The sequence below is a fragment of the Pectobacterium carotovorum genome (assembly GCA_016415585.1).
Taxonomy (GTDB): Bacteria; Pseudomonadota; Gammaproteobacteria; order Enterobacterales; family Enterobacteriaceae; genus Pectobacterium; species Pectobacterium carotovorum_K.
The window spans coordinates 542,556-567,884 of sequence record CP066552.1; the positions used below are offsets into that span (position 1 = coordinate 542,556).

General features: G+C 50.2%; 18 protein-coding genes and 1 pseudogene. 11 read left to right on the plus strand and 8 right to left on the minus strand.

Annotated elements, in window-relative coordinates:
- Nucleotides 1-58 precede the first annotated feature (58 nt).
- Nucleotides 59-418 (plus strand): DUF305 domain-containing protein, encoded by a 360-nt coding sequence (locus JFY74_02485; GenBank protein ID QQG28958.1) that lies wholly within the window; start codon nt 59-61, stop codon nt 416-418.
- A 319-nt stretch (nt 419-737) separates the two neighbouring features.
- Entirely contained in the window at nt 738-2,654 is a 1,917-nt protein-coding gene (locus JFY74_02490) for a PTS glucose transporter subunit IIA (GenBank protein QQG28959.1), read from the plus strand.
- Between the two features lie 52 nt (nt 2,655-2,706).
- Here the strand turns inward: JFY74_02490 and ascB are convergent, their stop codons facing one another.
- Nucleotides 2,707-4,095: a 6-phospho-beta-glucosidase gene (gene ascB, locus JFY74_02495; GenBank protein QQG28960.1), complete on the minus strand. Its 1,389-nt coding sequence runs from the start codon at nt 4,093-4,095 to the stop codon at nt 2,707-2,709.
- Between the two features lie 698 nt (nt 4,096-4,793).
- Here ascB and JFY74_02500 point away from each other — a divergent pair.
- A pseudogene (locus tag JFY74_02500) lies at nt 4,794-8,442 on the plus strand (molybdopterin-dependent oxidoreductase).
- Nucleotides 8,443-8,551: 109 nt separating this feature from the next.
- Here the strand turns inward: JFY74_02500 and JFY74_02505 are convergent.
- Complete coding sequence (locus JFY74_02505; protein QQG28961.1) at nt 8,552-9,316, minus strand: type 1 glutamine amidotransferase domain-containing protein; 765 nt, start codon at nt 9,314-9,316, stop codon at nt 8,552-8,554.
- Between the two features lie 179 nt (nt 9,317-9,495).
- On the opposite strand from JFY74_02505, the gene JFY74_02510 reads away from it, so the two are divergent.
- A complete protein-coding gene (locus tag JFY74_02510) occupies nt 9,496-10,398 on the plus strand; it encodes a LysR family transcriptional regulator (GenBank protein ID QQG28962.1) in 903 nt (300 codons plus the stop codon).
- Nucleotides 10,399-10,452: 54 nt separating this feature from the next.
- On the opposite strand, the gene JFY74_02515 is transcribed toward JFY74_02510, so the two are convergent.
- The 3 genes from JFY74_02515 to JFY74_02525 all read right to left on the minus strand — a co-directional run bounded on the left by JFY74_02515 (nt 10,453) and on the right by JFY74_02525 (nt 12,150).
- On the minus strand, nt 10,453-10,638 hold the full coding sequence (locus JFY74_02515) for a hypothetical protein (GenBank protein ID QQG28963.1): 186 nt from the start codon (nt 10,636-10,638) through the stop codon (nt 10,453-10,455).
- 79 nt (nt 10,639-10,717) lie between these two features.
- A complete protein-coding gene (locus JFY74_02520; protein ID QQG28964.1) occupies nt 10,718-11,179 on the minus strand; it encodes a lysozyme in 462 nt (153 codons plus the stop codon).
- A gap of 698 nt (nt 11,180-11,877) precedes the next feature.
- Nucleotides 11,878-12,150: a hypothetical protein gene (locus JFY74_02525; protein QQG28965.1), complete on the minus strand. Its 273-nt coding sequence runs from the start codon at nt 12,148-12,150 to the stop codon at nt 11,878-11,880.
- 168 nt (nt 12,151-12,318) lie between these two features.
- On the opposite strand from JFY74_02525, the gene JFY74_02530 reads away from it, so the two are divergent.
- The 7 genes from JFY74_02530 (at nt 12,319) to JFY74_02560 (ending at nt 20,840) form a co-directional block, all read left to right on the plus strand.
- Nucleotides 12,319-12,654, plus strand: coding sequence for a hypothetical protein (locus JFY74_02530; protein QQG28966.1), 336 nt, complete (start codon nt 12,319-12,321; stop codon nt 12,652-12,654).
- 309 nt (nt 12,655-12,963) lie between these two features.
- On the plus strand, nt 12,964-13,959 hold the full coding sequence (locus JFY74_02535) for a LysR family transcriptional regulator (GenBank protein QQG28967.1): 996 nt from the start codon (nt 12,964-12,966) through the stop codon (nt 13,957-13,959).
- A gap of 357 nt (nt 13,960-14,316) precedes the next feature.
- Complete coding sequence (gene aspA / locus JFY74_02540) at nt 14,317-15,756, plus strand: aspartate ammonia-lyase (protein QQG28968.1); 1,440 nt, start codon at nt 14,317-14,319, stop codon at nt 15,754-15,756.
- 377 nt (nt 15,757-16,133) lie between these two features.
- Nucleotides 16,134-17,555 (plus strand): TolC family protein, encoded by a 1,422-nt coding sequence (locus JFY74_02545; GenBank protein ID QQG28969.1) that lies wholly within the window; start codon nt 16,134-16,136, stop codon nt 17,553-17,555.
- On the plus strand, nt 17,552-18,553 hold the full coding sequence (locus JFY74_02550; protein QQG28970.1) for an efflux RND transporter periplasmic adaptor subunit: 1,002 nt from the start codon (nt 17,552-17,554) through the stop codon (nt 18,551-18,553). Before JFY74_02545 ends, JFY74_02550 begins: the two co-directional genes overlap by 4 nt.
- Nucleotides 18,553-19,671 (plus strand): ABC transporter permease, encoded by a 1,119-nt coding sequence (locus JFY74_02555; protein QQG28971.1) that lies wholly within the window; start codon nt 18,553-18,555, stop codon nt 19,669-19,671. The genes JFY74_02550 and JFY74_02555 overlap by 1 nt, the downstream gene beginning before the upstream one ends.
- Complete coding sequence (locus tag JFY74_02560; GenBank protein QQG28972.1) at nt 19,665-20,840, plus strand: ABC transporter permease; 1,176 nt, start codon at nt 19,665-19,667, stop codon at nt 20,838-20,840. Before JFY74_02555 ends, JFY74_02560 begins: the two co-directional genes overlap by 7 nt.
- A 47-nt stretch (nt 20,841-20,887) precedes the next feature.
- On the opposite strand, the gene JFY74_02565 is transcribed toward JFY74_02560, so the two are convergent.
- The 3 genes from JFY74_02565 to JFY74_02575 form a co-directional block, all read right to left on the minus strand.
- Nucleotides 20,888-22,048, minus strand: a complete 1,161-nt coding sequence (locus tag JFY74_02565; protein ID QQG28973.1) for an alpha/beta hydrolase — start codon at nt 22,046-22,048, stop codon at nt 20,888-20,890.
- A 285-nt stretch (nt 22,049-22,333) separates the two neighbouring features.
- Nucleotides 22,334-23,455 carry a cupin domain-containing protein gene (locus JFY74_02570; protein QQG28974.1) on the minus strand — a complete coding sequence of 374 codons (1,122 nt, stop codon included), beginning with the start codon at nt 23,453-23,455 and terminating at the stop codon, nt 22,334-22,336.
- A gap of 441 nt (nt 23,456-23,896) precedes the next feature.
- Complete coding sequence (locus JFY74_02575) at nt 23,897-25,090, minus strand: hypothetical protein (protein ID QQG28975.1); 1,194 nt, start codon at nt 25,088-25,090, stop codon at nt 23,897-23,899.
- Nucleotides 25,091-25,329 lie beyond the last annotated feature (239 nt).

The window sequence follows — 25,329 nt, forward strand, 5'->3', positions numbered from 1 at the left end:
CTTCCCCTTACTGGAACGTCTACCCTCAAAACGTACTGTGACTGATTGAGGGGTTGTGATGAAGAAAGTCCATTTGTTATTAACGGCAGCGTTGCTGGTTCCGTTTCTCTCGTTTGCGGCCGACAGCGCGCATAGCGGCCATGGTTCTGCAAACGACGCATCGTCCTCCCAGCAGGCGTATAAGAAAGGGATGGATGCGATGCATAGCGAGATGATGGAAGGGATGCAGTCCAGCGACCCTGATATTGCTTTCGCCAAAGGGATGATTGCCCACCACCGTGGCGCGATTGATATGGCGAAGACGGAACTGCAATACGGCAAAGATCCTGAATTGCGCAAGCTGGCGGAAGAGATTATTAAAGCGCAACAGCCAGAGATCGACCAAATGGAAGCCTGGCTGAAGAAGCAGGGCAAATAGTCAATTTTCCGATGGCGCTTCTTCTGAGAGGCGCCATTTTGCTTTTATCACGCCGTGAATTGGGCGGCTTTGCCTGATTGGTAAAAATTTAGTGACTGTTTTCACAGAATAAAACGTGGAGATAGCTTTCTCCGCGTTAACTTGTTAGAAAACAGGAAAGGACGTCACCAGAATCTTCTGGGCGAGACCTGGATAAAGCAGCGTATAGCACGCTGCTTTATCCAGGTTTTTTTTTGCTTATTTTCCAGCTGGCCAGCGGACAACAAGCGGGATGACGTGTATCAGGCAGTTGCAGCCATTGACGAAACGGGAAGTCATTATGAATAGCAAAGTGCTCGCTGAAAATATTCTGGAGTTAGTCGGAGGGGAAACCAACGTTTCAACTCTGGTGCATTGTGCAACACGCTTGCGCTTTAAGATTGTGGATCACGGTAAAGTGGATGTGGCTGCGCTTGAGGCGCTGGATGGCGTCATTACGGTCATCAATGCTTCAGGGCAATTGCAGGTGGTGATCGGGAACCGGGTGCCGGAGGTGTACCGCGCTTTTGGTTCGATCTCCAGGCTGCTGGAGGACGGCGACGGGAAACGCCAGACGGCGGAAAGTGAGGCATCAACGTCTGCGATGGGACGGCTGATTGATCTGGTTGCTGGGATCTTTACTCCATTGCTGGGGGCGATGGCGGCAGCGGGGGTGCTGAAAGGCGCGTTGTCTATTGTGATTGCGCTTGGGTGGCTGAATACCAAAGAAAGTACCTATGTCATCCTGCACGCGGCGTCTGACAGCCTGTTTTATTTCCTGCCGATGTTGTTGGCGATTACCGCCGCGCGTAAATTCGAAACCAACATTTTTGTGGCCGTGTCGGTTGCTGGCGCACTGGTTTACCCCACGATTCAGGGGTTGTTCGACGCCGGTCAGCCCGTGACGTTTTTCGGTCTGCCCGTTGTGATGATGAAGTACACCTCCTCGGTGATCCCGATTATCTTCAGCGTGTGGCTGATGTCATATATCGAGCGTTTCCTGAATCGCCATATTCACGAAAGCGTGCGCAATATCCTGACGCCGTTCTTCCTGCTGGTGCTGATGGTGCCACTCACGCTGATGACCATCGGGCCGATTGGCATTTCAGCCAGTAAGCTCATTGCGTCGGTGTTCGTCAGTATTTATGAGTTCAATCCTATTCTTGCCGGGGCGTTGATGGCGGCGTCATGGCAGATCTTGGTGATCTTTGGCGTTCACTGGGGATTTGTGACCGTGTTCATCAACGATCTCTCCGTCATGGGGCACAGCTACCTTAAAGCTGCCTCCAGCCCGTCGGTCTTTGCCCAGTCTGGCGCACTGCTGGGCGTCATGGTGCGTACCAAAGATAAAAAGCTCAAAGCGCTGGCGGGTAGTACGTTTATCGCGTCGCTGTTTGGCATCACGGAGCCCGGAGTTTACGGCGTGACGCTGAAGCTGAAAAAACCGTTTATCTGCGCGGTGATCGCCGCTGCAGTCGGGGGCGCTATCGTCGGCTATGCGAAAAGCTCTGCGGTCTCTATGGGGATGCCCGGCTTGCTGACGCTGCCGATTTTCTACGGCGAAGGTTTTGTTGGGTTCCTTATTGGTTGCGCTATCGCCTTCGCGGTGAGTTTTGTACTGACCATCATTGTTGGGTTTGACGAGCCCGTACCGCCTGCGGAAAAAGCGCCAGTGCCAACGCACTCTCCAGCAGCGACACCTGCTGCGCCTGCATCACGTCAGCACGCCAATGCTGTGCCCCTACCGCTGAAAGACGCACCTGAAACGGCTGAACAACTGGGGTCGCCAGCAAAAGGTGAACTGATTTCGCTGGAAGAGGTAAATGACAAGGTGTTCTCTTCCGGCGTCGTCGGGCAGGGTGTCGCCATTCTGCCGCAGGAAGGGCGCATCTATTCGCCGGTGGACGGCGTGATTGCCAGCACGTTCGCCAGTGGCCATGCCGTCGGTATTCTTTCGCAGGGCGGTGCGGAGATTCTGATCCATGTCGGCATCAACACGGTACAGCTGGAAGGTCAGCATTATCAGATGCACGTTGCAGAAGGCGACAAGGTGCAAAAAGGCCAACTGCTGCTGGAGTTTGATTTGGAAGCGATCCAGAAGGCGGGCTACGATACCGTGACGCCAATGGTGGTGACGAATGCGGATGAGTACCACCTATTCAGCCCAGGATCCGCTCGTCAGTTGGTGGTGGGAGAGACGGTGATCGCGCTGGCGTAATGCAATAAATCAGACGGCGATGTATGAGCACGCCGTCTGATTTTCTACCTGATTACAACGATTTCCCGTTGCTGTTAATTACATCCTGATACCAGTAGAAGCTGTCTTTGCGCCGACGTTCCAGCGTGCCTTTGCCGTCATCATCGCGATCGACATGAATAAAGCCGTAGCGTTTTGACATCTGTGCCGTACCCGCACTGACCAGATCGATTGGCCCCCAACTGGTGTAGCCCAGCAGCTCAACGCCATCGTCAATGGCTTCACGCACCTGAATCAGATGGCGACGCAGGTAATCAATACGGTAGCTGTCGTGAATGCTGCCATCGTCTTCCACCACATCGCGTGCGCCCAGTCCGTTTTCCACGATGAACAGCGGCTTCTGATAGCGGTCATACAGCTCATTCAGCAGGAAGCGCAGGCCTTCGGGGTCGATCTGCCAGCCCCATTCGGACGCTTCAAGGTGCGGGTTAGGAATCAGGCGGATGATATTACCGCGTGAAGATTGATATTTTTCCGGCTCGAAGGTCGCACAGCCGCTCATGTAATAGCTGAAGGAGACAAAGTCCACGGTGTGGCTCAGATCGTCTTTGTCCTGTGCGGTAATGGTGAGCTCGACGCCATTTTCGCGGAAATAGCGCTGAATCCAAGCCGGATAGGTGCCGCGTACCTGAACATCACCGAAGAACAGCCATTCACGGTTCTTGCTCTGCGCTTCCAGCACATCTTTCGGGTGGCAGGTCATGGGATAGCGCACCGCGCCCAGCAGCATGTTGCCAATTTTGGCATCGGGGATGATGTCGTGGCAGGCTTTTACCGCGCGTGCGCTGGCAACCAACTGGTGGTGGATAGCCTGATAAATTTCTTGCTTCGTAGGTTCGCCGCTCAGCCCGATGCCCGTAAAGGGTGAGTGCAGCGCCATGTTGATTTCATTGAAGGTCAGCCAGTGCTTCACTTTGTTTTTGTAGCGGCTGAAAACAGTACGCGCATACTTCTCAAAATGGTCGATGACGGCACGGTTGCCCCAGCCTCCCAGCTTTTTCACCAGGCCGTACGGCATTTCATAGTGCGACAGCGTAATCAGTGGCTGAATCTGATGCTTTGCCATTTCATCGAACAGGCGATCGTAGAAGGCCAAACCGGCTTCGCAAGGCTCTGCTTCGTCGCCCTCGGGATAAATGCGCGTCCAGGCGATGGAGGTGCGCAACACCTTGAACCCCATTTCGGCGAACAGCTGAATATCCTGCGGGTATTGATGATAAAAATCGATGGCCCGATCTTTGATGCAGCTAATGTGCTCATCGCGCTCTGTCACCGGACCGTGCACGCCCTTTAGCTGAAGATCGGAGGTGGATACACCTTTACCGTCTTCATTCCATGCGCCTTCGACCTGGTTTGCTGCGACTGAACCGCCCCATAAAAATCCGTCGGGGAATGCTTTCATGGTATTTCTCCTTATCGTTTTCTACATCATTACGCTGCGCCGGACGCTGGTTCCGCTCAGGGAACTACCGGATGACAGGCAAAAAAAAACTTGGGCAGAAGAGAGTAGTGTTACTCACCTCTGCCCAAGTCTCGCCCGCCATTGGCGGTAACGTCTTGTTAGTACACTATACAATCCTGAATCTCTGCGGCAATGCCCCCGTTTGGTTATGTGACTTCGGTCACGACATCTCTATTAAGCCGGTAGAACGCTCAGTAATGATCTACCGGCCACAATAAATAACATGAAGTAGCAGATGAACTAGAAGTGAACGGCTGCCCTCCGATTCTGCACCACCGTGATGCAGCTACGCGGCAAAAAATGTCATAGCTTCCCCTCTCCCACGTTATATCTGGCTGTGCATAACGGTGGCACGCAACTTGCTTCTCAACCTTATAGCGATTCCGTCGCTTTGCCTCAACGGTGAGCAAAGCCTCGGTCAGGACAATGGCGTCCACACAATCATGCTTTTCGCATCAAGGCGAGAGCAGGGTTCTGTGGACGTTTTTTTATGGCGAGCCATCCTTGGCCGCCACCCTTATGGGCCGTTGCTAACGCAACGTTAAAAATTTCTCCCGGAAATTTTTTATGCCTGAATTCGCTCGGTGCAGCCCTTGTTTTGCGCGGCTGTTGCAACTCAGTCCTTACGGGAGTCAGTCATGGATGCCAAATCCTCAGCGTGTGTAAAGAGTGTTTGCCCTTACTGTGGGGTCGGTTGCGGTGTGGTGATGGAAGTAAAAGATAATCGTGTGATCAAGGTATCAGGTGACAAGACGCATCCCACTAACTTTGGTCGACTGTGTACCAAGGGCAATACCAGCGATCAGGCTCTTGCTGAGTCAGGACGGCTGGAGAATGCCTACCTGCGGGCAGATCGTCAGCACGAATCGGTCAGGGTTGATATGGGGAAAGCCATCAAGGAAACCGCGCGACGGTTACGGGCTATTATTGATGCCCACGGCCCCGATGCGGTGTCGCTTTACGTCTCCGGGCAGGTGTCGCTGGAATCTCAATATCTGGCGAATAAACTCGTTAAGGGTTTTATCGGTACGAATAACATAGAGCCAAACTCCCGTCTGTGTATGGCCAGTGCAGGTAGCGGCTACAAGCTCTCTTTGGGATCGGATGGGCCGCCGGGCTCCTATCAAGACTTTGACCACGCTGATGTCTTTTTCGTCATTGGCGCGAACATGGCCGACTGCCATCCCATTCTTTTCCTGCGCATGATGGACCGCGTCAAGGCAGGGGCTAAGCTCATCGTGGTTGACCCACGGCGTAATGCTACGGCGGACAAAGCGAACCTGTTCCTGCAAATCAAACCCGGCACGGATTTGGCTCTGCTCAACGGCCTGCTGTATTTGCTTGTCCAGAATAGGTACACCGATCCTGCTTTTATCGCCGAGTTCACCGAAGGGTGGGAGGTGATGCCTGAATTCCTTGAAGACTATCCCCCTGAGAAAGTCGCGGAGATCACCGGGCTGCCAGAGGCGGATATCCGCAAGGCGGCGGAGTGGATTGGTACGGCGCCGGAGTGGATGAGTTGCTGGACGATGGGGCTTAACCAGAGTACGCATGGCACCTGGAATACCAATGCGATCTGCAATCTGCATTTAGCCACTGGCGCGATTTGCCGCACGGGAAGCGGCCCGTTTTCCCTGACGGGGCAGCCCAATGCGATGGGCGGGCGTGAAATGGGCTATATGGGGATGGGATTACCGGGGCAACGCTCTGTGCTGGTGGAGAAGGATCGGGCAGCCATTGAGGCGCTCTGGGGGGGTCCTGCTGGAACGCTGCGCATGGATCTCGGTGGCGGCACCGTCGCCATGTTTGAAGACATGATGGCGGGCAAGATCAAAGCGTGCTGGATCATCTGTACGAATCCGGTGGCTACGGTTCCCAACCGCAAGAATGTGATCGCGGGGCTACAAGCCGCCGAACTGGTTATCACACAAGATGCGTTTCTCGATACCGAGACCAACCGCTATGCCGATATCCTGCTGCCCGGCGCACTGTGGGCTGAGGCTGAAGGCGTGATGATTAACTCCGAGCGAAATTTGACGCTGATGCAAAAGGCCGTTGAACCGCCCGGTGAGGCGATGGCCGATTGGCAAATCATCGCCAGCGTCGCCTGCGAGATGGGCTATGAGCAAGGATTTAGCTACGGCTCGGCATCCGAGGTGTTTGAAGAAATCAAACAGTTCTGGAACCCGAAGACGGGATACGACATTCGTGGCGCCAGCTATGAACGCTTACGGCAGGCTCCCTTACAGTGGCCCTGTCCTCCTGAGGATAACCAAGATCGTCACCCCATTCGCTACCTCAATGACGGCGTGAGCCAGACGCGTAAAGACCTGCCGGACGGCACCCAGCCACGCCTCGTTTTTGCGACTGAAAGCGGTAAAGGAATATTCCTCCCTCGACCGCATATGTCGCCCGCCGAAATGCCGGATGATGACTTTCAGTTTGTGCTGAACACCGGCCGCTTGCAGCACCAGTGGCACACGATGACGAAAACCGGAAAAATTCCGACGCTCAACAAGCTCAATCCAGGGCCTTTTATCGAAGTGCATCCCGAAGATGCCATTGCGCTCGGTATTCAGGATAAGGATCGTGTAGAAGTCCGGTCGCGCCGTGGGCGTGCGGTACTCCCCGCCGTGGTGACCAATCGGGTTCGCCCCGGTAACTGCTTTGCTCCCTTTCACTGGAATGACGTCTTTGGTGACGATCTGGCGATTAACGCCGTCACCAGCGATGCCATTGACCCGATTTCCCAGCAGCCTGAATTCAAGATCTCTGCGGTGGCGCTGACGCGGATCGCTGAACCCTCAGCGCGGATTTCTCCGGAGCGGGAGAGCCACCCAGTGGCTGTTCCCGCATCGGAACAGGCCAAGGCGAGTACGCCGAACAACGACATCAAGGAACTCGACATGAAACACATTGATGCGCTGGCCACGCTACTTGGCCTTGATGCCGCGCCGGCGATGACACTCAGTGCACCCGAACAACACTATCTGCAAGGTTATATTGCGGCTTTGCGCACTGATGCATCAAGACTGGCTGGTGGCGTGCCTGTCCTGCCCGCCACGGCCCCACTGGAACCCTCCAGACGCCTGATGCTCGACGGAATGCTGGCGGGGCTTTTTGCCCGCACCTGGCTACCCAGTGACGGTATAACGTTGCTACCCGCCTCTTCTCCGAATGTGGTGGCTGCAACCGTGCCATCACAACCCCCTATTTTGATTTTATGGGCGTCGTCGACCAGCAATGCGGAAAGTTTCGCGGCACAGTGCGCCGAACGTCTGAAGATTGAAGGGCATACCGTTACCCTGTCCGATATGGACAGTTTCAACAGTGCTAATCTGCCTGGGATACCGCGTGTGCTCTTCATCGCCAGCACGTTTGGCGACGGCGACCCTCCCGACAATGGCACCAATTTTTGGACGGCATTACAGGCAGAAGCTGCGCCCAGACTGGCGGACGTGTCGTTCTCCGTGCTGGCATTTGGTGATTCAAACTACGATCAGTTTTGCGGTTTTGGCCGTCGGCTCGATGCACGGCTGGAGGCGCTGGGCGCGCAGCGTCTGTCAGCACGAATCGACTGTGAGCCTGACTATCAGGATGCGGCGAAAGCCTGGCTAGACAGCATGGTCAACGCTCTCGCGGGAATGCATACGTCAATGGTAAGTAAGGTTACTACGCCTGCGACGGTGGTACTGGCTGACGGAAATGAAGCATGCACGACAGCACCTGCGGCTTCGGCGCCTATCTTTAGTAGAAATGCGCCTCTGCCCGCACGCCTTGTCATCAATCAGTTGCTTAATGCGCCGGGAGCGGAAAAAGAGACCCGGCAATTCGCCTTTGATATTTCAGGCAGCGATGTGAGCTACGAAGCGGGGGATGCGCTCTTTCCGGGCTTTTCTGCAAGAGCGACGGGCGACAGGGGCGCAAGGTAAAAATTGGCTGTTCTTTGGCGAGCAGCGTGCCGCGACAGATTTTTACTATCGTGAGGAGTTGGAGAAACTGCAACGCGAGGGTTACCTGCATCGGTTTGATACGGCTTTTTCGCGTGACCAACGTGAGAAAATTTATGTTCAGCACCGCATGTGTGAGCAGGGGGCCGAGCTATGGCGCTGGTTAGAGAAGGGCGCACATTTTTACGTGTGTGGTGATGCCAGTCGTATGGCGAAAGATGTGGACTCGGCGCTTCGGCAGGTTGCGCAGGTTCACGGGAACATGAGCCGTGAAGACGCGGCGGCCTATATTGCCAAAATGGCACAAGACAAACGCTATGTCCGCGATGTGTACTGAGTTTGCCAGTAATTTTTGCTGGTGTCGGTGTATCGCCTGATGCGTGACGTCCTTTCTAAGGTTGATGCGTTAGGTGTTTGACCACCTAACGCAACTAATGATGCGGTGATTACGCCTTCGTTTGCAGGGCTTTGACAACCGCTTCGCCAAGCGCTTGAGCGGAGGCTGGGTTCTGGCCGGTGATCAACCGTCCGTCAACGACGACTTTATTTTCGAAGATTGGGGCTTCTTCGAATATTGCGCCATCCTTTTTCAGGGCGGCTTCAAGTTCAAACGGCACAATCTTGTCGTACTGCCGGGAAGCCTCTTCTTCTGCGGTAAATCCGGTAAGACGACGGCCTTTAATCAACAGTTCGCCATTGCTGAGCTTCACATTCAGCAAGCCTGCCGGACCGTGGCAAACGGCACTGATGATGCCGTTTTTCTCATACATTGTACGTACGATGTTAATCAGCTCAGGATTGTTGACGAAATCCCACATTGGCCCATGTCCGCCGACGAGCAGGATCGCGGTGTATTTAGCCGGATCAACGTTTGCCAGCGGGATGGAATTGGCCAATTTGTTGCGGTGTTCCGGGTTAGTCCAAAAATCCAGACTCGCGCGATCTTTGAGATCGAACCCGTCGAACGGAGGCAATCCTCCTTTCGGGCTGGCAATGTCGTAATCCAGTCCGGCTTTGTCGAAGACTTCAACCGGGTGAGTGAGCTCTGGAAACCAGAAGCCACCGACGAGGTCAGGCGTCTTTTTATCCAGACTGGAGACGACGATCAGTATCTTCTCCTCTTTCAGATTGGCCTGAGCAAAAACAGGGGAGGCTGCGGCAAACACAGCCATGGCGGCGATAAGACCAGCACAACGCTTTATTATTGACATAAAAAACTCCTTTCAGCAGGTGGTGTCTGCCGACTATATCTGTGATAACTGATTGAAAATAGGGGGTAATAATGGGATGCATTGTTTAATAAATCGATGCAATAACTTTGTATTGGCGTGAGAAACTGTCGTAAAGTGTGTTTAATGATCCTGGTATCGCATGACGATGAGGAACCCTGATGGGGCAATCTGATAGCTTTGATGGACTGGCAGAATTTCTGGCGATAGCGAAACGATTGAGCATTCGCAAAGCAGCGCTCGATCTGGGTAAGACGCCGGGCTCGGTGAGTCTGTCGCTCCAGAAACTGGAGCATCGCCTCGGCGTGCTACTTTTCCATCGAACGACGCGCAAAATGGCATTGACGGAAGCAGGAGAAGACCTGCTGCTGAGAATTGGGCCCGCGGCACACGTTATCGCAACGGGTTTTGAAGATGTGGCTCAATCGGCAAAAAAGCCCTCGGGGACGTTGAAGCTGATCGTAGAACGTTTGGCATTGCCTCATGTTATCGAACCCCTCATACCTGCATTTCGTCAGGCGTGGCCGAATTTGAATATCGATATCACGGTGAGTAATCGTCACGATAATTTCGTCTCCGAAGGCTACGATGCTGGCATTATGATCGGTTCATACATCGAACAGGATATGATTGCAGTACGGCTCTCACCGCCATTTAAGTGGGCGGTATTTGGTTCGCCAGACTATTTCAAAGCGAGCGGTAAGCCTAAAGCGACGCGCGATCTGGTGCATCACGAATGTATTCGCTTTCGTCGCCCTGAAAAGGGAGATATCTATCGGTGGGAGTTTGTCGAAAATAAAGAAAGTGTAAGAGTTGAGCCGACCGGCACAATTACCGTGAACGATGGTGAGCTAATGCGTAGCCTCGCGGTCAGGGGCGTTGGGCTTATTTACTCATCCACCTTCCATACCTCACGCGAACTGGCAAATGGCACGCTGGAAGCGGCGTTACTCGATCTCTCGCCGGGCAACGACAGCCTCTTTCTTTATTTCTCCAGAGCCGCGAGGAATCAACCCAAATTACGCGCGTTTATCGACGTGTGTTCACAGATAATTAAGACGTGAATATGTTTCTCCAAATCGTTGCGCTGTGAAAATAACGCTACAAAGCGCCCCTTTTCAGGGGGCGGGAGTGCGATCACTTAATTTCAATGTTGACCTTATGCTCTTCCCACGTCGATTTATACAATCCTGAATCTCTGCGGACGTGATTGGCTTATACTTGTCATGGTCTTTAGGGTTATGACCATGGTGATAAACCTGATCAGACTGACAACAGGGACAACTAATATTAACGCTGACCATGAGAGAATCTCAAAGCAAGCATTATATGCCAGGCTAAACTAATTGAAGGCATCGTCATGATGTTTTCTAGGTTTAAATATTAGTTTGGTATGACGGGCTGTAGGAAAAGCGCTTTTTCTGCTTCTCTACGACGCACAAGCCCTTTTACAACTTGTCCACCAGCTTTGTTCCAGCGTAGAAACTGAGCTGCAGCGGCGTCATACTCTCTTTGGTTTAGCAGGCGTAGTAATGTCGATGCCTTCAGATTTCCTACTCCTAGGTTGTAAGTAAATGATGTTAATGCACCAAATTGATTTTCGTTGAGATCAACGTTCACATAGTGCTGAACACCTGTTTCCGCTGTCTTTAAGTCCTGCTGTAACAGCAAGTCAGCCTCTTGAGAGGTAATTCCATTATCAAAATTCTCATTTGGTAATATTAAATGACCATATCCAATGGTCCATTTACCTGCTGTATCAAGATACTTTGTTAATCTCAGACCTTCAAAGCTCTTAATCAGATTAAAACCAGCGTCGTTGATTTTTTCTGGGATATTAGCCATTTTTTCCTCTTGTATTATAAGGGGGGCGAAATTGGTATTTCATCAATTAATTGCGTGATGCATTTAGTCGCTTGATTGCTGTGAGCTGCATTTATACATTGATTTTCTGGCTATTTTAAATTTTAATTTGTCTTAATTATGATTTGCTATAAACAATAATGTAATTTATTTTTTATAAGTTAATGGAATTAATCTCTGTTGCTTTATACCGTCATGCTTCAAGCCGCATGTGCGTTGGCTACGTTCATTACTCGGCTCATTCATGAGCCTCGCCCCGTTGGGGCCGCTGCTTGCTGCATTATTCGGTCTTATGGCCTCACCCCTTCGGGGTCAGCGCAAGCGCTGTTCAAAAACGCCTCGCCGTTTTTGTCCTGCAACTCGAATTATTTAGGGTATACATGGGTAAACTTAATGTTATGGTCGTTTATTTTAATTTAAAAATCTATTTTTAGACGGTTCTGATGTTTTTGTGAATTTTTTGCCATGATGGTATTTTTCTAATGAAATACTTTATCGATAACGATAGTCATGTTTCTTGGTTTTAACTGGGACTATTTTGTCAGTATATGTGGGTAAATCTTACTATGTATATAAGGTAAGCGGCGTATGCCAAACGAGGTAATGACGCCAATGAGTAGAGCATCTACTTTTCAATGAACGCACCGATGACTTTTCATGCAATTCAATCAGTAGCATCGTTAACAAATACGAGTTTTTTCAAAAAATCCCCTGCCGTCATTTTTGCAAACACCGTAATATTTTTCACTATAGTCAATTAAAATAAAAGAACAATCCTGCCCATTTCCAAAACCAAAGCTACTTCTGCGAACACCATTCCAAAACCCGCTGTAATTCCACTGTAAATCCATCCACCCTATTTCACGTTTTTTGCCATTGGAATAGAGTCTCTGTGCTGCGGCAACATCCGCAGCCGGGCTTGGAACCCCGAACCTCTCAAGACTGAAAAACACTTTGTTTTTTCAGGGGCTGCGTGCACACTCTTTACGGTGACGCAGGCAGGGCAACCGCAAGGTTGACCGGTCTTCTTGAGAGCCGGGGTTCCAATCCTGTCTGTGTCACCACCCGAATTTGGAACCTTGTGTGGTGGCGAACTTAATTATCTCAAGGACAAAATGACCATGACGGACACTCACGCCACACCTGCAGACAGCACCATTACCATTTTCCGCGATCTGATCGCCAGCCTGCCTTTCGCGCAGTTAGATGACGTTCAGCTCTGTGACCTCGGCGCGATTGCCGCCGAATCGGTTGAAGGCCTGTGCTACGGCCTGCATTACCTCGGCGATACGCTGCAAAATGACGTTGAACTGCCACAAGAAAGCCTCAGCCAGCTCGGCGCCTGCCTCAACGCCACCGCGCACCTGATTCCCGCGCTACTGGAAATATGCGAACAGGCGGAACGCCATGTGCGTACAGCAACAGCAGTGGATGATGCACGTCTTACCACGCAGTAAAAACAATACGTTATGAAATTTAGGGTTATGATTTTTTACCCTACCCCAGCCCTCCCCTGTACAAGGGGAGGAAATAACATCAGCAAAGCAGAATTACTCTGACAGGCAGTGCCCAAGCTCTCTTCACGCATCACCTTCAGATCCGCTAAAGCTAAAAATAAGAAAAAATTAATTAGTGACGCGACCTGTATTTTTTCTGAAGTTAGCCGACTATTCTGACACCAGTTAGCGAGGTCGTAGTCAGCGAGATGAGATAGACTAACGCTTCATATTTCGACGACATTCACCTAGCAGCGCAGGCAAACTCACATGGTTAAACGCACAGTGTCCGCCAATAAATCGATCGATATGTACGCCGTCTATGTTTTTGTGACGATGGCGGAAGCAGGTAGCATGACGGCAGCAGCCGCACGGTTAGGCCTGACACCTTCTGCCATTTCGCAGACGATTCGGTTATTGGAAGAAGATTTTGGCGTCAAATTGGTTAACCGGGCCCGCCGCCCCTTTGTCCTGACGCCCTACGGCATTGCGTTGAAAAACCGTGGAGAAATCCTGACGGAGGAGATCGCAAACCTGAAGGCACAGGTGTTGGAGGCGGGAAAAGGGATCAAACCCGACTTGCGTATCGGCTTGGTCGATTCCTTTGCCATCACCTGTGGTTCGGTGTTTACCAAGAGTTTGATGAAGAGTTCATCGCAGTTGCTGATTCGCACCGGGCTTAGCCCGCAGCAGGGAGAAGCGTTAATGCGCCGCGAGCTGGATCTGATCGTTACCAGCGATCCGTTGATCGACAGCGATAGCGTGGTGCGTCATCAGCTGTTTTCCGAAGGCTACTTCATCATTACGCCGCCGGATTACCGCAAACGCATCAAAACGGTTGAGGATATTCGCGAGCTTTCCACCGCACTGCCGCTGGTGCGCTTTAACCGGAACTCGCAGATTGGGATGCAGATTGAGCGTTATCTGCGCCGTATTGATATCCGCGTGCCGAACATGCTCGAATTTGATAATGCGGATACCTTAACGTCGATGGTGGCGGCAGGTATCGGTTGGGCGGTAACCACCCCGCTCAGTTTCCTGCAATCCGTTGCACATTCCCGCGAGGTGCTAACGCATATGCCGGAACCAGTGAATATCAAGCGCTCGCTTTATATTGTCGGGCATCGTGATGAATACAGCGCATTCTTTGAAGAAGCATGTGATGTCACACATGACATTATTAAAACCGTATTTATTCCGAAGCTGAAAACGCTAAACCGTGGGATAGAAAAGCTGGTTGAGATCAGCCCGGATAATACGGAATAGCCATTAGGGATATACCCTAAATAATTCGAGTTGCAGGACAAAAACGGCGAGGCGTTTTTGAACAGCGCTTGCGCTGACCCCGAAGCCAACGCACATGCAGCTTGAAGTATGACGGGTATAACTATTAACGATTGGGAGACAGAAAAATGGAGGAATATATTCACCAATAGCTATTTAACGATGCTAATTCAATGTTCGTCTCCCCGAGAACGCTTTTTAGTCATGATTTTATCAAAATCGTGATGGGTTGGTGTTACCTGAAAATCAAAAACCAGGAAAGACAAACCCTAAAAAATCATAGTTTTAATATTGAAAACGATGCTATGTACATCGAACAAGAAAAAAGGAAGAGGAACCATGTCAACGAATATCCGTATTGAAGAAGACCTGTTAGGCACCCGTGAAGTTCCTGCTGATGCGTATTATGGTATCCATACGCTGCGTGCGATTGAAAACTTTTATATCAGCAATAGTACCATCAGCGATATTCCAGAATTCGTTCGTGCCATGGTCATGGTAAAAAAAGCAGCCGCGCTGGCAAACAAAGAATTACAAACTATCCCACGTAAAATTGCCGATACCATCCTGCAAGCCTGTGATGAAGTACTGAATAACGGTAAATGCCTGGATCAATTCCCTGTCGATGTCTATCAGGGTGGTGCGGGTACGTCAGTCAACATGAACACCAACGAAGTGCTGGCGAATATCGGTTTGGAACTGATGGGTCACCAGAAAGGTGAATACCAATACCTGAACCCGAACGACCATCTGAACAAATGCCAGTCCACCAACGATGCCTATCCGACTGGCTTCCGTATTGCAGTGTACACCTCCATCCTGAAATTGGTCGAAGCGATTACCCAGTTGAGTGATGGCTTTGAGCGCAAAGCGAAAGAGTTCGAAAACATTCTGAAAATGGGCCGTACCCAGTTGCAGGACGCCGTACCGATGACGCTCGGTCAGGAATTCCACGCGTTCAACGTGCTGCTGAAAGAAGAAAATCGTAACCTGCTGCGCACTGCTGAACTGCTGCTGGAAGTGAACCTTGGCGCTACCGCCATCGGGACGCGCCTAAATACGCCGGATGAGTACCAGAAACTGGCCGTTCAACATCTGGCGAAAGTCAGCGGCTTGCCTTGCGTACCCGCTGAAGACCTGATCGAAGCCACTTCCGACTGCGGTGCTTACGTGATGATGCACAGCGCCCTGAAACGCGTCGCGGTTAAAATGTCGAAGGTCTGTAACGACCTGCGCCTGTTGTCTTCCGGCCCGCGCACTGGCCTGAACGAAATCAACCTGCCGGAACTGCAGGCGGGATCGTCCATCATGCCAGCCAAAGTTAACCCTGTCGTACCAGAAGTGGTCAATCAGGTGTGCTTTAAAGTCATCGGTAACGATACCTGCGTCACCATGGCGGCAGAAGCGGGTCAGTTGCAGCTGAACGTGATGGAACCGGTTATCGGACAGGCCATGTTCGAATCTATCCAGATTCTGTCTAATGCCTGCTATAACCTGCTGGAAAAATGCGTCAACGGCATTACTGCTAACAAAGAAGTGTGTGAAGCTTACGTCTTCAACTCTATCGGTATCGTGACCTACCTGAACCCATTCATTGGCCACCACAACGGCGATATCGTTGGGAAAATCTGTGCCGAAACCGGTAAGAGCGTACGTGAAGTGGTACTGGAGCGCGGCCTGCTGACCGAAGAACAGTTGGACGACATTTTCTCCATCCAGAACCTGATGCACCCAGCTTACAAAGCCAAACGTTATACTGACGAAAACGAAGCCGTATAATTTTCGTTTTCTGCCTCGCTGGCCCGAAGGAAATTTCGGGCCTTTTTTGCCCACGATTTATGGTGTGGCGATGTTATTGTTGCCCACTTAAATACTGGCATCGCAGATATACTGCGGCATATTCCTCATTGCGCCTCCCCCCTAAAAATAAATTTCCAATTCAACCCCTTATATTATTTGAATAATTGAGAATTTAGACCAAAACTAGATCATCACAAAAATAATATGGGACACATTACCTGCAATACGCGGTTTGTTTACCTGACGTTAGACTTGTTTTTCCCACAATGTGCAAACGGACAAGCCTTGTGCTTCTTTCAGAAGGCTTATTTTTATCAATTTGGCGGTATTTGGGTAAAAGGATGATTTCATCAAGCATGCCTCAAATAACACACGGAAAAATCCAGATTTTGACTTATTTCCCCGTCGCGTTGCTATTGTTGCTGTGCTGGTCGTCCACGGCATTTGGGCAAACTATCTCGTTTAATCAGGCTTGGGTTCGCCTGCTACAAAGTGATGACAGCATTGCTGCTGAACACGCTGGGGTCGATCGCGCACAGTTTTTGAAAGAATCCGCCAAAGGACTTTATTGGCCGCAAGTCAACGTAGGCGCAAACTATACGCGGCTTGATAAACCTGTCGAACTGGATGCGCGTGACTTAAACCCACTGTCTAATCACCGGGACATTTTCGCTGCGCTAAATCAGCTGATTAATATCAACGGCAATCCCTTCGTCACCCGTTTCACAGAACAAAATGTGGTCACTAGCTCCGTTCAGGTCGTCTGGCCGTTATTCACCGGAGGCCGGATTGATGCTGCGCAGTCAATTCGGGCTGCGCAGGTGAATGAGGCGGAGCAGATGCTCATTGTCCGCACGCTGGCTCAGTTTGAGGCGCTGGCACAGACTTACTACGGCGTAGTGATGGCACATCAGGTGATGAAGACGCGTCAGGATATAGAAAAAGGCATGGCGCAGCACTATGAGCACGCCCGTAAGTTGGAGGCTCAAGGCCAAATCGCCAGAGTCGAGGTGTTGTCTGCCCAATCCGCTTACGACATGGCGCGTATTGAGACACAAAAAGCGCGGCGCAGTATGGAGACGACCGAAATGGTCTTCGCGAAGTTGATCAAGACCGAAGGCGCAACGCCGTCTTCTTCGCTGTTCGTCAACAAAATGCTGCCCGAACTGCCCGCCTTGGTGAAACAAACTCTCAATACACACCCTGGACTAAAGGTACTCTCTGCCAAGCGCGATCAGGCCAAGGATCTTATCCGTATTGAACGTGCTAAATACGCCCCCGACGTCTTTCTGTTCGGCAATTATCAACTCTATGAACAGGACACGCTGGCCGCCAGAACCACACCGGACTGGATGGTGGGCGTCGGCGTTTCCGTCCCGCTCATCAGCCGTGAAGGCCGTTCTGACAATATCGCTGCCGCCAAAAGCGCAGAAATGCAGGTTAACCATCTGGAAGCCGATATGCGGCAAAATCTTGAAATAATGGTCGAGAGCACATGGAGAGAAGCTCGACTAGCGCTGGAAGAGTTCAATTCTCTGTCTTCGACGGAAAAGCTGGCCGAAGAGAACGTCCGGTTACGCAACAAGGCGTTTATGCAGGGGATGTCGACCTCGCTGGACGTCGTCGATGCGCTGAATCAGCTCGCCGGAGCCAAAACACAGCGCGCTTCCGCAGCCTATCGCTACGTGGTTTCCATCGCCAGATTAATGGCCATTTCCGGCCAGATAAACCGCTTCGCTGACTATCAGATCCACTATGCCATACAGGTGATGCCATGACACAACCACACCAGCCCTCTTCACGTTCAACGCGCAAATGGCTCCTTCAGGCCGTCCTGCTGATTGTGGTTGTCTGGGTCGCTTATCGCTTCTGGCTTGCCTATCAGCCCGAACCAATACGTTTACAGGGGCAAATCGAAGCACAGCAGTACTCGGTATCTTCAAAAGTGGCAGGCCGTATCGCAGACGTGCAGGTACAAAAAGGTCAGCAACTAGACGTGGGTGAGCTTGTCTTCACTCTCCTGACGCCGGAACTGGACGCGAAGCTGGAGCAGGCGAAAGCGGGTGAGGCCGCAGCGGGGGCCGTTGCGCTGGAAGCTCAAAAAGGCGCGCGTGAACAGCAAATCGCCGCCGCAAAAGATCAGTGGCAAAAAGCTAAAGCCGGTTCCGAGCTAAGCCATAAGACCTATCTACGCGTGCAAAACCTCTATCAGGAAGGTGTGCTGCCGCTGCAAAAACGGGATGAAGCGAAAGCCTCATGGGAGGCCGCACGCTATACCGAGGGGATGGCGTGGCAAGAATACCAAATGGCATTGGAAGGTACGCGGAAAGAAACGCGGGTGGCCGCAGAGGAAAAAGTCCGCATGGCTGCTGGCTCTGTTGCTGAGGTGGAAGCCTATCTGGCAGAAGCACGCGTCGTCAGCCCACACACTGGCGAGGTCAGCAATGTGCTGCTGCGCAGCGGCGAAATTGCGCCGCAGGGCTTTCCTGTGGTCACGCTACTGGATATGAGCGACATCTGGATCCAACTGGCGGTACGCGAAGATCTTCTTGAGCGTTTTGCGATGGGCACCGAATTTGAAGCGAGTATCCCAGCGCTAAACAATCAGACATTCCGATTTAAGGTGTCTTACGTTTCCGTCATGGGGGAGTTCGCCACATGGCGAGCAACGGACACCCGACAAGGATTTGATATGCGGACATTTGAAGTAGAAGCGCGTCCGATTCAGCCAATTAACGGTCTGCGCGTTGGCATGAGCGCGCTGGTAGAAATGTGATGATGCACGAATGGAGGGCGTTGTGGCGTGACCGCTGGGGAATGGCTTTAGCGCTCTGGTTGCCACTTGTCACAATGTTGATTACCTGGTGGACGCTATCTGGGGCGATTGTTCGTGAACTTCCCATCGGCCTGATCGATCTGGATAACAGCACGATGTCGCGCCAGTTTGCCAGAGAACTACATGCTTCGCCCTCTTTCAACCTGAACCATGAGTTCTCAGCGGTGGCAGAAGGCGCAATGTCATTACGCGGTGGGGAGATCTACGCGCTGGTGGTGATCCCACGCCACTTTGAGCGCGATATCCGCCAGGGAACGTTACCAACCATCACCGCATGGAATAACGGGCAATTCGTTTTGGTTGCAAAAGTCATTAACAGCTCGCTGGCGCTGGTGGCAGGAACATTCAACGGGCAGATCGCCGTGGTACAGGCATTGTCTCAAGGGGCGGCCATGCCTGAAGCCAAAGGGCTGGCAGTGCCGGTTGGTGGGCAGACTAGCGCGTTGTTTAACCAAAACTCCAACTACGCCCAGTTTTTGCTGAACGCGATTATCCCCTCGATTTGGTCAATTTTGCTCGCGCTATATGGCCTGAATACGCTGGCTCGGGAGGATCGCCATGGAGTGCACTGGGTGCCAGAGAACTATACTGCGATCATCAGTGCTAAATTCCTGACACACTGGTTGATCGGCTGGGTATGGGGCGGGATCTGGAGCTATGCACTGTATAGCCTGCTTGGTTATCCGCTTAACGGCTCGCCATTATTGCTATTTGTCTCAATCGGCATGACAGCAGGTGCCTGCGTTGCATTGGGCATGGCTTTCTATGCGCTGATTCGCGACCCGGCACGTGCCGTCTCTATCGTTGGGGCGTTAATGGCCCCCGGACTGGCGTTCATGGGCATCACCTTTCCGGCCTCGGCAATGGAGACCTTCGCTACATTCTGGCGACAGCTGCTGCCCGTCGCCCATTACGGTGATATCGCGATTGCCATCACCAGCTACGGTGCCGGAATTGTTCAGATCGCGCCCGCTCTGGCGGCACTTGCTTTATTCTGGCTGCTGCTACCGCTCACCCTCTGGCGCTACCGATCCAGTGACAAGGAGGCGACATGCTGACCTTTACCGACATCATCCGGTTTGAGTTGCGTAGTGTGCTGAGAGATCCGACAATCCTGCTCACTCTATTTGGCGGCATTCTGCTCTATTCCTTTCTCTATCCGCGACCTTACCTTGCTCAAACGCCGCGCGAACTGCCGGTAGTGCTGGTCGATGAGGATGGCACCCAGCTCTCGCGCCGTCTGGCATTTATGGCTGACTCTACGCCAGAGATACAGTTGGTGGCACAGCGCAATTCGTTGGATGAAGCAAAAGCGTTGCTTCTGCATGGCGAAGTAAAAGGCATTCTCTACATTCCCCGTCACTTCTATCGCGATATCATGCAGGGAAAAAGTGTCACTGTAAGCTATTCAGCAGACGCCAGCTACTTCCTGATCTACGGTGCAATCGCGCAGTCTCTGGCGACGGTCGGTGGCACTGTGGGGGCGCAGATTAAAGTCGCACGGCTGCTTACTCAGGGGGAAGGCATACCTGCTGCCAGTGCGCAATGGCAGGCTGCATCCCTGAATGTTGTCCCAGTATTCAACCCGACCATGGGCTATATCAACTATGTGGTTCCCGGTGTTTTCATGTTGATACTGCACCAGATTTTATTAATGGGATGCGGCCTGCTTGGCGCAGGGCAGAATCAGCGAGCACAGTCAGGAGCCGTTCGCTATTGGCAATATGCGACACCGTGGCGTTTGCTTCTGGCTCGCACAATAATCGTTGGTGGAGCCTACCAGCTCTCGTTACTCTACATGCTTGGTTTTTGTCTCGATGCCTACGGCATCGCACGTGAAGCGAAAATGAGCCAACTGCTTCTGTTTGCGCTGCCCTTTCTGCTGGCTACGCTGTGGCTTGGTGTGGCGTTGGGAAGTGCTTTTATGCGCAAAGATCTTCCCAGCCAGGCGGTGCTGCTGTCTTCCATCCCTATCGTGTTTCTATCCGGCTTCATTTGGCCTGTGGAGATGATTCCTGCGCCTCTGAACTGGTTTGCACAGTGGGTGCCCGCTGTCTTCACCATTCAGGGAATATTGCGTCTTAATCAGATGGGAGCCGATTTTTCCCAGGTTAGCGCATTTTGGTGGCATTTATGGATGCTTGCTGCGCTATACGGGCTACTGGCGTGGGGAATGCTAGGGTATCGGCAGCGGCAATATCGTAGAGAACATCAGGCCGCACGCTGAACGTTGGTAAATTAATGTCCCGGCAGACACACCGGGACACAAGAGGTTTAAGGTTTTGTTGTATCGGCCCGCAAGTTTTTCAACACAAAGGGAACAGAATCACGCAGTGAAACGTTAACCGTTTCGCTGTGGCTCATGCCTTTGTATTCATATACATCTGCTGATGTTCCTGCACCAACGACGTCACTTGCAAAGTGGCGCTGCATAGCAGTAGGCACATTGATGTCGCTGGTTCCAATCCCGATAAAAACCGGTTGGTTAATGTTTAGTGTGTTATAGCGTAAACTCGCGGTTTGGCTATCCAGTAATTTCTGAATTGCAGGCTTAAGGCTATTCCCGGCATTTAGCCCTTCGGCCATCACCTTTTGTGTCAGCTCGCCGATACACATTGTACGTGCGTCAGCGACAACAGCAGCGGCTTTCGGCGTGAAGTAATCATCGGCATTCAGCCCCTTTTTTGTATCGGCTGCCGACAGATAGATATACATCACATAAGGAATCTTAGGATCGCCGCCCTCTTTTACACCGCTTTCTCCGGCAAAAAGCGCTGCCGCAGAGGTTTTGTCATCAAAATAGGGCGTGCCAGTTAGTACGGTCGATACGATATGCAGATTCGGCGCATAATCTGGCTGATAGCCTGCTGTCGCAAAGGCCGCGTGCGCCCCCTGCGACTGCCCGACCAGAGTCAATTGATTACGCAGTGGGAAGGTGCTAAGCGCGGCTTTCACACTATCCAACACGCTCCATGCTTCCCCTCGGGCATTAAGGTAGTGATGCAGCCCAGTAGATCCTAGCCCTGCATAATCCGGTGCTACAATCGCAAACCCCAGTGACAGCCAGGTATTCAGATACTGCACATCCCGTTCTGAACGCGGATTGAGAGACGGTGCGCAGGAGGTTCCCACGCCAACCGTCCCATGTGTCCATACCACAACCGGCCAACCCCCTTTTGGCATTTCACCTTTCGGGATGAAAACGGCACCGGTGTCTTCCCGTAGGCTTTTACCATCTACCCCACTCAGAGAGCGATACCGGATCAGATATTGTTCCGCCGCTTCCTGTAGGCCATTTTTCTCATCCAACGCCGTTTTTTCTATCAAGGTGCCCGGTGCTTTCGTGTTTGCGAAAGAAAACTGAGCCATCATACCGGCAGATATGACAAAAAATAACGTTAAGAGTTTTTGTTTTATCTTAGGCAAACGGAACATTACATCTCTCCAGAGTTATTTGATTTGGTATCACCCTAAAAGATAGCTCAATTATTTATTACTGATGCTTTTATTAGAAAGCTCAATAACTAGCTAATTTTTTGGTAAAAGTAAGCCAACGCTATTGCGATCTTCACATTGGCGCGACTGACATCGGGCTGGTAGTCGAATGTTAACAGGGTGGACCTATACGCTTTTGATACAGCGAATCATTCGAATGGTAATGTGCGGCTCCCGGAGCATGCTATGCAATATGTGTTCGGAAGCCGCTACTGAGAAGAGGAGTTATTCGTCGAAGAACCAATAACCCTGATTAACCAGCGCGGTTAGTTCAGCCACAAAAGCCGGGTTCTCTAACGCCTTGCCCAGCTCTTGTTTACCGAGAACGGTATAACGACATAACGCATCAGCCGCTTTCGGATCGACTGTGTCCAAGCGTTCGCTGTTGATGAAGTAGCTATCGCCAACTTCCAGCACCCGCAGTCCGCTCAGGCGTGTCAACACTCCGCCGTCCATCAGTGCGCCCACCACCTCATCTTGCTCGTAAGGCGGCTCTGCGGGAGCGATATCCAGCTCATGGCGCGGTGTTGTTACAAAGCGGCCGAACCACTCTTTAAGCGCTTCCGGCTGATTAATCACATCGTTCATCATCTCGCGCAGACGGTCAAGCTCATAGGCTTCAACCCGCCCCGGATGCTCCCGACAGGTTAAATCAGGGTCGCTATAGTGCTCACCGCCGAGATCGTTTTCCAGCACGTAGTCAGCGAAGCTGCTAATTAAGTCTCTGCCGTTCGGTCCACGGAATCCTACTGAGTAGTTGAGCGCGGTTTCGTGAGTGAAGCCATCGTGCGGGAAGCCTGGTGGAATATAGAGGATGTCGCCCGGTTCAAGATCTTCATCAATAATTGGCGGGAAGGGATCGACATGCAGCAACGCAGGATGCGAGCAGAACTGACGCATCGGCAGCTTGTCACCCACACGCCAACGACGGCTGCCCATCCCCTGAATGATAAAGACATCATACTGATCGATATGCGGACCCACGCCGCCGCCCGGTACGGAAAAGGAGATCATCAGGTCATCTAAACGCCAGTCCGGCAACACACGGAACGGACTCACGAGTTCAGCAGATGGCGCATGCCAGTGATTCACCGCCTGAGCCAGCAGCGACCAACCCGTTTCACCCAAGTTATCAAAATGCTCAAACGGCCCGTTGCTGGCCTGCCACTGACCATTTTTATGGCTGACCAAACGGCTATCGACCTCCGGCTCCATCGCCAGACCCGCCAGCTCATCCGGCGTAATTGGATCGACAAAATTCGGGAAAGCGTTCTTCAATACAACAGGTTTTTTTTGCCAGTATTTTTCTAAGAATTCAGGCCAGTTAAGATTAAGTTGGTAAGTCATGCGTCCACACCAGTGAGAAGAGAAACAGGCTTGATTATAAAGAACGTAAGGCCAGTGTAACTTTGTTATTGGTCAATGAGATGGGGATTCAACGAGGTATAAAGGTAAATTTTTCGGGAAAGAGTTTGACCAGCCAATAGCTAGCCTTCGGCAGCAGGATGTATCTCCTTTCATCTTAATGAATTTATTCAGGTAAGCGATTTTTAGCCAACACATATGTAACTTGAAGTGTGTTGGGAACGCCTATTTAATATTTTCCTTTATTGATTAATAACATAATGATTTTATTCAATATCTAAAAATATAAACTGATACATAAAAATTTTATGCTTAATAATCCTCTAACAAAATTATTGCCGATTTTAACGTTACTAAGATCTTTGCTGTAAATTTTTAAGCATTGTTATAACTACAGTATTCTATTAAAATAACGGATTATCTTTATTCGGTATCACCAAAACATGCCCCTTCTTTCCCCCTACCTTTTTCGTCAAAAAATGATTGAATGTCTGCTATATTCAGGAATTGTGACTTTGTGTCTACGTTCTTAATTAATTTTGATAATTTATTCATTTTTTTCATATCAGGAATGCCAAACCCTGCGAGCTGTAATATAAAGACTGCATTTGTGTCTGCATTAGAAAAAGCCATTTTTTTCAATTTAGATTTATTATTCAAAAACATCTTAAATGACTCAAAATGTAAATTTTTTGGATTTAAATTCATTTTTATGACTTCATCATCTTTGTAAAATGATGGGCCGAATGTATATTTATTAAAATTTAAAAAACTACCATTAGCACTTATAGACAGATCGATGGTTTTCTTATTTAATGCATCAAAAGTACTCATATCATGTAGTCTTTCATTATCTCTAGTTATAGATAGCTTTGGCGTTCTATGATAAAAATAATCTTTAGAACCTAATGAATGTGATATTTCATGAAGGAAAATATGCGAAATTGTTGCGCTATCAGCTTTAAAAATGGAGTTATAGATAATGATTTTCTTTGTTAAGCTAGAGTAAGATGCCAAACTTTCATCTGGATACATATCTCTGGAAAATATAAATTCATCGTCCATTTTAGAACAAAAAAAATCAACAGCAGAATTCAATTTCACGACACTTTCAGCTAGAATTTGAGCATCAGACTTATCAATGATTAGTCCTATTTTTCTCTTATAAAACTCAGTAAGTTCGAGATGTGAGAGATTTTGCATGTTGATCATTGCCATATTACATATTTTTTTAGAATTATTTAATGTATCCTTTATAATCAAATAACAACCAGGATTGATCTCCCGCAAATAAGAGATAGGTGCTACCCAACTATATATATTTTTTCCTATTAAAAAATGATTTCTTATCTTAAATATCCCATCATCGTGAGATTGATAGGGTAATCGTGAGGTTTTATTATGATTATCTTTGAATAAAGATTCATTCAGGAGTTTACAATGGTCATTCTTACTTTTTTTGACAAATTTGCTTAAGCATATATCACTACTATTTGTAACAGATTTCAACTGACCGTTCAGGAAGGATATTTTCTTGTCAATACGGGGACACACTCGATCTTCAACGAAGCAAATGGAATGCAGCTTAGAATGAGTTCCCGAACTTACTTTATTCATAAACACAGCTTCCTATGCTTGACGAGCTACTGAGTACCGTACTAAAAAACACTCAATAATAATCACTCATAAAAAGTAAAACCATCAAAAATCGTTTCTATAGTGTTTTTCAGTACAACAACACCGTCTTTTATAGAAAAGACTAAGGTCAAGATAAACGACACCATGAAACGAGTTTAACCAAAACGTAAAACGGCTGCATGAACCAAATAGCACCATGCTTACAGCTGATCTTATCC

Bases quoted from the DNA above. Each gene is read 5' to 3' on its own strand.
- JFY74_02485 (QQG28958.1), top strand. From the start codon at position 59: ATGAAGAAAGTCCATTTGTTATTAACGGCAGCGTTGCTGGTTCCGTTT.
- JFY74_02490 (QQG28959.1), top strand. From the start codon at position 738: ATGAATAGCAAAGTGCTCGCTGAAAATATTCTGGAGTTAGTCGGAGGG.
- ascB (QQG28960.1), bottom strand. From the start codon at position 4,095: ATGAAAGCATTCCCCGACGGATTTTTATGGGGCGGTTCAGTCGCAGCA.
- JFY74_02505 (QQG28961.1), bottom strand. From the start codon at position 9,316: ATGTCAATAATAAAGCGTTGTGCTGGTCTTATCGCCGCCATGGCTGTG.
- JFY74_02510 (QQG28962.1), top strand. From the start codon at position 9,496: ATGGGGCAATCTGATAGCTTTGATGGACTGGCAGAATTTCTGGCGATA.
- JFY74_02515 (QQG28963.1), bottom strand. From the start codon at position 10,638: ATGGTCAGCGTTAATATTAGTTGTCCCTGTTGTCAGTCTGATCAGGTT.
- JFY74_02520 (QQG28964.1), bottom strand. From the start codon at position 11,179: ATGGCTAATATCCCAGAAAAAATCAACGACGCTGGTTTTAATCTGATT.
- JFY74_02530 (QQG28966.1), top strand. From the start codon at position 12,319: ATGACGGACACTCACGCCACACCTGCAGACAGCACCATTACCATTTTC.
- JFY74_02535 (QQG28967.1), top strand. From the start codon at position 12,964: ATGGTTAAACGCACAGTGTCCGCCAATAAATCGATCGATATGTACGCC.
- aspA (QQG28968.1), top strand. From the start codon at position 14,317: ATGTCAACGAATATCCGTATTGAAGAAGACCTGTTAGGCACCCGTGAA.
- JFY74_02545 (QQG28969.1), top strand. From the start codon at position 16,134: ATGCCTCAAATAACACACGGAAAAATCCAGATTTTGACTTATTTCCCC.
- JFY74_02550 (QQG28970.1), top strand. From the start codon at position 17,552: ATGACACAACCACACCAGCCCTCTTCACGTTCAACGCGCAAATGGCTC.
- JFY74_02555 (QQG28971.1), top strand. From the start codon at position 18,553: ATGATGCACGAATGGAGGGCGTTGTGGCGTGACCGCTGGGGAATGGCT.
- JFY74_02560 (QQG28972.1), top strand. From the start codon at position 19,665: ATGCTGACCTTTACCGACATCATCCGGTTTGAGTTGCGTAGTGTGCTG.
- JFY74_02565 (QQG28973.1), bottom strand. From the start codon at position 22,048: ATGTTCCGTTTGCCTAAGATAAAACAAAAACTCTTAACGTTATTTTTT.
- JFY74_02570 (QQG28974.1), bottom strand. From the start codon at position 23,455: ATGACTTACCAACTTAATCTTAACTGGCCTGAATTCTTAGAAAAATAC.
- JFY74_02575 (QQG28975.1), bottom strand. From the start codon at position 25,090: ATGAATAAAGTAAGTTCGGGAACTCATTCTAAGCTGCATTCCATTTGC.